9 protein-coding genes, 1 tRNA gene and 1 other RNA gene are annotated in these 7,865 nt (G+C 60.3%); 3 read left to right on the top strand and 8 right to left on the bottom strand.

All coding sequences use genetic code 11. From position 1 onward, the window contains the following. The 3 genes from Q8M73_11090 to Q8M73_11100 all read right to left on the bottom strand — a co-directional run bounded on the left by Q8M73_11090 (position 1) and on the right by Q8M73_11100 (position 2,792). The gene (locus Q8M73_11090) at positions 1–1,098 is read right to left on the bottom strand and encodes an amidohydrolase family protein (GenBank protein MDP2289095.1); all 1,098 of its coding nucleotides are present in this window, start codon (positions 1,096–1,098) and stop codon (positions 1–3) included. Positions 1,099–1,221: 123 nt separating this feature from the next. Next, positions 1,222–1,647, bottom strand: coding sequence for an OB-fold domain-containing protein (locus Q8M73_11095; protein ID MDP2289096.1), 426 nt, complete (start codon positions 1,645–1,647; stop codon positions 1,222–1,224). Further along, on the bottom strand, positions 1,644–2,792 hold the full coding sequence (locus tag Q8M73_11100) for a nonspecific lipid-transfer protein (protein ID MDP2289097.1): 1,149 nt from the start codon (positions 2,790–2,792) through the stop codon (positions 1,644–1,646). Before Q8M73_11100 ends, Q8M73_11095 begins: the two co-directional genes overlap by 4 nt. Before the next feature lie 124 nt (positions 2,793–2,916). Here Q8M73_11100 and Q8M73_11105 point away from each other — a divergent pair, with 124 nt between their 5' ends. Next, entirely contained in the window at positions 2,917–3,201 is a 285-nt protein-coding gene (locus tag Q8M73_11105) for a DUF3892 domain-containing protein (protein MDP2289098.1), read from the top strand. An 11-nt stretch (positions 3,202–3,212) separates the two neighbouring features. Here the strand turns inward: Q8M73_11105 and rnpB are convergent. Beyond that, positions 3,213–3,578: RNase P RNA component class A (rnpB, locus tag Q8M73_11110), an RNA gene on the bottom strand. A gap of 44 nt (positions 3,579–3,622) precedes the next feature. Then, positions 3,623–4,003 carry a hypothetical protein gene (locus Q8M73_11115; GenBank protein ID MDP2289099.1) on the bottom strand — a complete coding sequence of 127 codons (381 nt, stop codon included), beginning with the start codon at positions 4,001–4,003 and terminating at the stop codon, positions 3,623–3,625. 44 nt (positions 4,004–4,047) lie between these two features. Here Q8M73_11115 and Q8M73_11120 point away from each other — a divergent pair, with 44 nt between their 5' ends. After that, a complete protein-coding gene (locus tag Q8M73_11120; protein MDP2289100.1) occupies positions 4,048–4,839 on the top strand; it encodes a peroxide stress protein YaaA in 792 nt (263 codons plus the stop codon). Here the strand turns inward: Q8M73_11120 and Q8M73_11125 are convergent. From Q8M73_11125 to Q8M73_11135, 3 genes are read right to left on the bottom strand one after another with little or no spacing between them, the layout of a single operon-like run. Further along, positions 4,803–6,011 (bottom strand): bifunctional RNase H/acid phosphatase, encoded by a 1,209-nt coding sequence (locus Q8M73_11125; GenBank protein MDP2289101.1) that lies wholly within the window; start codon positions 6,009–6,011, stop codon positions 4,803–4,805. The two genes, Q8M73_11120 and Q8M73_11125, sit on opposite strands and share 37 nt — an antisense overlap. Next, a complete protein-coding gene (locus Q8M73_11130; protein MDP2289102.1) occupies positions 6,008–6,754 on the bottom strand; it encodes a C4-type zinc ribbon domain-containing protein in 747 nt (248 codons plus the stop codon). Before Q8M73_11130 ends, Q8M73_11125 begins: the two co-directional genes overlap by 4 nt. Continuing rightward, complete coding sequence (locus Q8M73_11135) at positions 6,754–7,584, bottom strand: Nif3-like dinuclear metal center hexameric protein (GenBank protein ID MDP2289103.1); 831 nt, start codon at positions 7,582–7,584, stop codon at positions 6,754–6,756. Before Q8M73_11135 ends, Q8M73_11130 begins: the two co-directional genes overlap by 1 nt. Positions 7,585–7,648: 64 nt before the next feature. Between Q8M73_11135 and Q8M73_11140 the strand changes: the two genes are divergently transcribed. Continuing rightward, a tRNA-Val gene (locus Q8M73_11140) sits at positions 7,649–7,722 on the top strand. The last annotated feature ends 143 nt before the right edge of the window (positions 7,723–7,865 follow it).

Consider the following 7,865-nt stretch of genomic DNA (forward strand, 5'->3'; position numbering starts at 1 on the left):
CTAGATGGGCTGCGCGATAGCCACCGGATCGAAATTGAACAACCGGGTGGCGGTGCCGCCCAGAATTGCGGTGGCATCTGCCAGTCCGAATTCGCCAAATAATTCCTGAACCACCTTCCGACTGTGCGGATAAGTGCCCTCGCTGTGCGGATAGTCCGAGCCCCACATCAAGGACTGAACACCGGTTCGTTCAATATTGCGCAAGCCGGTGGGATCCCATTGGAACGTCGCGTGAATCTGATTGGCGAGGTAGTGGCTTGGCTTCTCTTTCAGTTCCGGGCGAACCCAGCCTGGCAGTTCAAGGAACGCGTCGTAGTAGGAGTCAAGGGTGTCCATCGCCCATGAAAGCCAGGCGCCATTGGTTTCGACGAAGACCACATGCAGTCCCGGATGGCGTTCAAGTGCGCCTGAAGTGGCAAGGAGTGCAGCGCTGCGCGGCGCCATCGACTGGGTGGCCAGCAGATTCGCCACGGCTGCGCCAGGTCCGCGATAGAAGAGCATGTCGTGCCCGCTGCCTTGATGCATGACGACCGGCAATCCAGCAGATTCAACTTCATCCCACAAGGGTTCCCACACCGGGCTGTTGTATTCCTCCGGCACGCCCTTCAGCGGCAGCATGATCGAGCCCAAACCCATTGCGGCCACCCGCCGCACTTCTCGAACGGCAGCATCAATGTTCCACGTCGGGATCAATCCGGCACAGCTGTGCCGGTCTGACTTCGACTCAAGCGCATCGAAGATCCAGTCGTTGTAGATCTCGCAGCAGGCTCCTCCGAGGGCCGCATCGTCCATGTCCCACAGGTACAGGCCAATCGTGGGAAACACGCACTCTGCAGAGATGCCATCCTCGGCCATCACCTTCAGCCGGTAGCCGAGATCGTTCTGCTCATTGCGAGCGCGCTCCTGTTGAAGGTCCAACTGCGCCTGAGTCAAGGTGGTCGCGTCGTGGGTCTTCATCTCCCAGGCGCCCTCTTCGCTTGGCCTGATCCGAGCAGGCGCCCGATCTCGCATCGAAGCCGGCAGTCCGTCCCACCACAGTCCCCGCGGCTCATTGACATGGGCGTCGGCCGAGATGAGCGGGATGCGCGAGGTATCCATGCGACTCCAAGACTTCAAGGGAGGCGGTCTGTCCGCATCAAGCAAGCCGCATTGCCTGAATCGTCCAAATTGCGAGGTAAGTGAACTGGGTGTCACTTACGCTAAGGAACCCACCACTGACTGTCAAGCAGCTTCCGGTTCAAAGATTGGGACGACAAAGTCGCCGCCGGGCAGTTGTTCGAAGACCACCCGCATCCGCATGTCACATACGACCGCCGATGGCTCAATGCCCACGATTCGGGTCGGCAGGCGCAGGCCAGGCTGCTCATCGAGTTCGATCAAGCCCACGACATAGGGCAGATCGTCGGTGTATCCAGAGATGGCCGGATGGTGCTGGACGATAAAGGAATACAAGCTGCCAGTGCCGGCGACCTCTTCGAAGGCGGTCGGGCCAGCACAGGAGCGGCAGCGCTCAAGTGGCGGCATGTGCCAGAGCCCGCACGACTGGCAACGACACATGGCCAGCCTGCCTTCAGATGTCGCCTGCCAGAACGGCTCGGTGTCTGCATCAGGTGACGGCTGGGGTGGGTACATCACGGTATCCGTCACAGCTGACTCGTTCCGTAGACAAGAGCGCCGCCAAATGGCCCAGCGCCTGAGGTGACCAGGGCCGTCTGCGCGCCTTCGACTTGTCGATTCTCGGCGTCTCCACGCAATTGCAGAACAGCCTCGTAGTGGTGATTCATACCGTGGATGTATCCCTCGGAAAGCAGCCCTCCGTGCGGGTTGACGACGACGTCTCCCCCGTATGTCGCTCGACCAGCTCGGAAGTAGTCCCCAACCTCGCCCTTGTCGCAGAATCCGAAATCCTCAAAGGTCGCCATCACGGTGAAGGTGAAGCAGTCGTACATGCACGCCACATCAATGTCCTTGGGCCCAAGACCGGTCCGCTGCCAGAGCTTGGGCGCAGTGTCGCGGGAGAACATCGTGGTCATGTCATCCCATTGGTAGGGCGACCCTGCAAAGCGATTCGCATCGGCGGCGCCGAGTATGAATGCAGGCCTGTGCGGAAGGTCCTTGGCCCGTTCCGCAGAGGTGATGACAATCGCAACCGCACCATCGACCTCATAGGTGCAGTCAAAGAGCCGGAATGGGTCACAGATCCAGCGACTGGCGAGGTAGTCGTCAATCGTGATCAGGTCGCGCCCGATGGCATGCGGATTGGCCGCTGCGTGCGCGCGCTGCTGAATCGCAATGGCACCGAGATCCTCACTCGTTGAGCCATATTCAAACTGATGGCGTCGGGCGTACATCGAGAACCACTGCGGCGGCACCATGTAGCCATGCGGGGCCGCAAACTGGCCTTCTCCACTTGCCTCGATGGTGCCAAAGGCTTTGCCGTAGCGCGTATCTGAACCGAGCACGCGATAGGCAATAACCACATCGGCCTGACCGGAAAGCACTGCAGTTGCTGCGCTGGTCACAGTTGACGTGACGATATTGCCGCCGCCCGCGATGCTGAGCGACCAGCCAAGGTCTTCAACGCCGATCGCGTGCGCCACCTGACTTGGGCCCGCAGAGCCATTGGTGCCAAAACAGGTCATGCCATCGACATCCGCTGGCGTCAACCCGCAGTCCGCAAGGGCTTCGCGCGCGGCCTCGGCGGCCATTCCCAAGGTTGTGCGACCAGATTTGCGCACGTACTTCGTACGGCCGATTCCAACCACCGCTGCATCCTGCAACATTCGATTCATCCAGCGCTCCCAGCTCAGGGGCCAATGGCGTTTGACTCAACTTGAATGTAATTGCGAGCACGGTAGGTGTCTGGCATTTCAATGAACTGCGTCGATCTGTTTGCTCGAAGTGGGAAGGTGAGGCATGGCGATGTACACAGTCGTGCGAGTGCGCAAGGAGTGGTCCGAAGATCGCAGTCATCGGCACATTGAAGGTGTGCTGACCGCAGCCAACACCTACTACAGCTGCCAGGAAGTGGTATCGAGCATCGATGCTGGCGATGTGTGGAACACCAATGTCGAGGGATATTCGGCAAGAATCACAGCGCAGGGTTACTGCCCGATCCCCAGCTGCACGGCAAAGCCGTATCTCAAGACACGACCTGACAGTTGGGACCTGGACAATCTGGAGAACCTGCCCGAAGGTTGATCGGGTTTGGGTGGACGAGTTGGCCTGTAAGCCGGGTTCTGTCTCGGCATAGCCGAGGGTGATCATCCATCTGCGACCACTGTTGCCAGTGGCCTGGTGCGGCCTACCCGCAGACATTGAGCGGGCAGCTCGTCTGCGCAGATCGCAAGCGATCCTCTTGGCCTTGCTCCAGGTGGGGTTTACCTAGCCGCTGCAGTCGCCTGCGGCGCTGGTGGTCTCTTACACCACCGTTTCACCCTTACCTCGATTGCTCGAGGCGGTCTGTTTTCTGTGGCACTGTCCCGCGGGTCACCCCGGGTGGGCGTTACCCACCACCTTGCCCTGTGGAGCCCGGACTTTCCTCGACACTTTCGTGCCGCGATCACCCGGCCAACTCGTCCGGCGCAAGGCTATGGCTTGGACCGAGCTTGGTCCAATATCGCTAGGGGATCAAGCAGGCTTGGGCCCACAGATCCTCGGGAATCTCCGCGTCGGCCGGGCGGCTGTTATCTGCTGAGGGCGATCCGCACACAATTTCCGGGGCCTTCAAGATCCAGTTCTCCCCACTGCGGGCAAAGATGAAGTCCTGCTGCACTGGCTGGCTCGCATTTTCGGTCAGCGTCGCCTGCACCGCAGCCCACTCCCCCGAGCACTTGAGCTGGTCAAAGGAATCAAGGTGCGCGTCCGACTCGTGCAGGAAGGTCTCGATCGTGGTTTGCAGGCTGGCTTGGTCACACGTAGTGACCGGCGAGGAGTCTGACGATGACTGACAACCGGCCAAGCACAACATCCCCGCACTGACGGCAACCAACATGAGCTTCACCGGCCCACCATCTCATATGAGCATGGCCTAACGTCTGGACCACCATGCTGATCCTGCTGCCGCCCAGTGAGTCCAAATCCGCACCAGCAACAGAACTGCCTGCCGCTGTTTCCTTTGCTGAACTCAACCCAGTTCGGACCAGGATCATGCGGGCCTTAGTGAAGATGTGCAGCGGCAATCAGGCCCGAGCGAGCAAGGCCTTGGGGTTGGGGCGCACTCAACTCGATCAACTTGCGCTGAACAGCCAACTCGCAACAGCGGCCTGTGGGCCGGCGATCGACATCTACACCGGGGTGGTGTTCGAAGCGCTCTCAGCGGATACGTTGACACCACGACAGCGCGAACGCCTGCACGCGCATGTGCTGATCGCATCCGGACTGCATGGATTAGTCCGGCCCTTGGATTCGATCGCGCCCTACCGACTCAGTGCAAATTCAAAGATCACCGGATTGCCGGGGCTCGCTAGTCTTTGGCGCGCGCCGATAGGAACCATTCTCCACAACTCAAACGGACCGATTCTGGACTTGCGATCGCAGGCATATGTTTCGCTGGCCCCGATCCCCAAGGAGTCGCTGTCTCGATCAATTTCAGTACGCGTGTTGCAAGAGCAAGACGGCAAGCGAACAGTGGTCAGTCATTTCAACAAGGCTACGAAGGGGCTTCTTGTTCGAGACCTCGTTCGCCGAGGCGCGATGGCCACCAGCACCTCCGCTCTCACTCAGCAGCTCACTGAACTTGGCTACCAATGGGAGATGCAGGAGCAGTCAGGTGCCGGAATGCGATTGGACATCATCACGCACTACACGCCCGGGAAGGTATCGACTCCACGCAAGTGACTGGATTCGGCGAAGCCATACAAGGAGTTGTTGCCATCTGGGTACCACGTCGTTGTGGAGATCGAACATGGTCGAAGTTCCATCCGGTAGACGCTCTCCACCGGTGCGTCGATCGTGAGGGCAACCATAAGTTTGATCGGGCTCACATGCGAGACCACCAGAATGTTCTTGCCTGGATAGGAGTAGAGGAGCTCATTTCGCGCGTGCGCAACCCGGGCATGCACCTGCGTGAATGACTCGCCGCCAGGTGGCGCGAAGTCGACCGAGTCCAGCCACTGCCGAAGCTCATCGGGCCACCGAGTCTGGACATCCTCAAAGGTGAGGCCGTCCCATTCCCCGAATGCGCATTCAGCGATGTCGTCCATGATGACCAGATCCTTGGCAAGCTCGCCGGCCAGAATCGCGGCAGTCTGGCGGGTGCGCAGCAGTGGTGAACTCACCACGAGATCGAACTGAATACGGGAGGCAAGTTCCTGAGCTGCTGCCCTGGCCTGCGCCTCGCCGATCGGCGCAAGTCCGGGGTCTGCTCCACCCTTGCCGCTGAACCGCTTTTCAAGACTGAACTGGGTTGCCCCATGCCGCACGAGCACCGCCGTTGTGGGAGTGTCCATCTCCTCCCAGCCGACCATTCGATTGGGTGCTCGCTCGCCGCGAGCAATGGCCCCGCGCGCAAAGGCCTCCTCTGCATCGCCGATGACGTCGGCGGCATCGGGCACGAGCAAGCCAGAGTCATAGGTCCGCACGATCGACGCTTCACCGCCGGCCTGCACCTGATCAAGGACTTCATTGACGAGTGCATCCGCGTGCGCGTTGGCTGATCGAGGCACCCAGGTGTAGGTGACCTGACCTGACTGAAAGACTGCGCGAACCTGCAGCGCGAGTTCGCGCATGTCTGGGTGCTTGATCTTCCATCGACCACTCATCTGCTCGACGATCAACTTCGAATCAAGCCGAATCTCCACGACGGCCGTCGGATCAAGCTCATACGCGTGCGCCAAGCCGGCCAATGCCCCGCGGTACTCGGCCACATTGTTCGTTGCCAAGCCGATGTGACCTGCCAATTCAGCGAGCACGGCTCCGGTCGCAGAGTCCTTCACCACAGCGCCGTACGCGGCTGGTCCTGGATTTCCGCGCGAGCCGCCATCTGCTTCCACGATGAAGGCTCGACTCATTGGAGGCCGGACTCCGCAGTGCGCACCAGGATTCGGCGGCATTCCTCGCAGCGGACTACTTCATCGGTATCGATGGAGCGCAAGCGCTCAAGTTCATTGGGAGGCAGCTGGAGCCGGCAGCCTTCACACTGTCCGCGATGCAGATGCGCCGCACCAACGCCGTTCTGATCGGCTCTGATCTTCTCGTACAGGGCGAGCAGATCAGCAGGAATGCGCCCCGCCAGTTCTTGGCGGTCCACGGCCAGGATCTGGCGCTCAGCATCGATCTCCGCCATCAGCGCCGCCACCTGGGTGGTCAGAATCTCGCGAACACCCAGTGCCTCATCATGCTGTGACGAGAGTTGGCGCACCGCTGCCTGCGCGCCCTCAACTCGTTCCATGATCTCCAACTCGATGTCTTCCAGTTCGGACTGGCGGCGGGCGAGTGAGACCAATTCATGCTGCAGGTTCTGCAGTTGCTTGGGGTCACCGATAGCTCCTGAGTCCAGCAGCACTTGATCCTTGATGGCTCGCTCGCGAACTTGATCGACATCGGCATCGGCACGCGATTGATCACGTTCGAGGTCGCCGGCGATCACTCGCGCAGCAACATGCTCGTCGTGCAATCGCTGAATACGCTGATTGAGGTCCGCCAGTTCCGCCTTCTCGGGCAGGGTGCGATCTCGATGCTCAAGCTGCGTGGAGCGAGTATCCAGGCGCTGAAGATCAAGGAGCAGCTTCTGTGCAGCGGCATCAGCCTTCATCAGGCACTCCCTCGCTTCGCACTTGCCTGATGTGCAGTCCAGGGATCCGTCGGTGTTGTGGAGCAGTTTGCGGTGATGGTCATGCCTTCCTGTGCCAGATCTGAAACCAGCTGATGCGCTGCGACTTGCAGCCATGGCCATTCACTTGCCCAGTGCGCCACATCGATCAACGGGCATCCCCCGTCGGCCAGATGATCCTGAGCCCGGTGATGCCGTAGATCCGCAGTGACAAACACATCAGCATGTGCGCCCACACTATCGAGCAGTGAATCGCCAGCTCCGCCGCAGACAGCCACCGTACGCACTGGCGCTTGGGGATCCCCAGCGATCCGAACTCCGTGACTGGTGGCCGGAAGCCTGGCTGCAACAAGCTCGCTGAAGGCTTCCAGCGTGGTCGCCTCAACTAGTTGCCCAATGCGCCCAGTGCCAGTCATATCGGACAAGGGGTCGATCGGACGCATCTGTGTCAGGCCAAGCACCGCGCCGAGGGCATCAGAGACCCCAGGATTGACATGATCGGCATTTGTGTGGGCCGCTGCCAGGGCTATTCCATTGGCAATCAGCGAGTGGACGATCCGTCCCTTGGCGTTGATCGCGCCGACGCCGTGGACGCCACGAAGGAACAGCGGGTGGTGGGTGATGATCATGGAGTAGTCACCGGCAATCGCCTCCTGCACCACGACCTGCACCGGATCCACCGCGAGCAGTACCCGCGACACTGGTGCATCAGGATCCCCGCAGATCAATCCCACGGCATCCCAGTCAGCAGCAAGACTGATGGGGTTGCGAAACTCGAGCGCTGCGAGTACTTGCGCGACCGTCGCAACCATGGGTCAAGGCTACCTGTGGGGGCTTGGCTGGCTCTTGGCGCAGACGAGTAACCTTGTCCGGCTCGGGCGATTAGCTCAGTTGGTTAGAGCGCCGCCCTTACAAGGCGGATGTCGGGGGTTCGAGTCCCTCATCGCCCACGGTGTGATGTCTCGGGACATCGAGGTCAGATGTCTTGAGACATCGTGGACGCTCTCACCTGTTGGTGGGGGCGTTTTTCATTGTTGTTGGTAGTTTTTTGTGGCGTCCAGGGTGAGTTCTTTGATCAGTTCTCCGTCTGTGG

This window comes from Actinomycetota bacterium, from assembly GCA_030684515.1.
Classification (GTDB): Bacteria; Actinomycetota; Actinomycetes; order S36-B12; family S36-B12; genus UBA11398.

Bases quoted from the DNA above. Each gene is read 5' to 3' on its own strand.
- Q8M73_11120 (MDP2289100.1), top strand. From the start codon at position 4,048: ATGCTGATCCTGCTGCCGCCCAGTGAGTCCAAATCCGCACCAGCAACA.
- Q8M73_11130 (MDP2289102.1), bottom strand. From the start codon at position 6,754: ATGAAGGCTGATGCCGCTGCACAGAAGCTGCTCCTTGATCTTCAGCGC.
- Q8M73_11105 (MDP2289098.1), top strand. From the start codon at position 2,917: ATGGCGATGTACACAGTCGTGCGAGTGCGCAAGGAGTGGTCCGAAGAT.
- Q8M73_11090 (MDP2289095.1), bottom strand. From the start codon at position 1,098: ATGGATACCTCGCGCATCCCGCTCATCTCGGCCGACGCCCATGTCAAT.
- Q8M73_11135 (MDP2289103.1), bottom strand. From the start codon at position 7,584: ATGGTTGCGACGGTCGCGCAAGTACTCGCAGCGCTCGAGTTTCGCAAC.
- Q8M73_11125 (MDP2289101.1), bottom strand. From the start codon at position 6,011: ATGAGTCGAGCCTTCATCGTGGAAGCAGATGGCGGCTCGCGCGGAAAT.
- Q8M73_11100 (MDP2289097.1), bottom strand. From the start codon at position 2,792: ATGAATCGAATGTTGCAGGATGCAGCGGTGGTTGGAATCGGCCGTACG.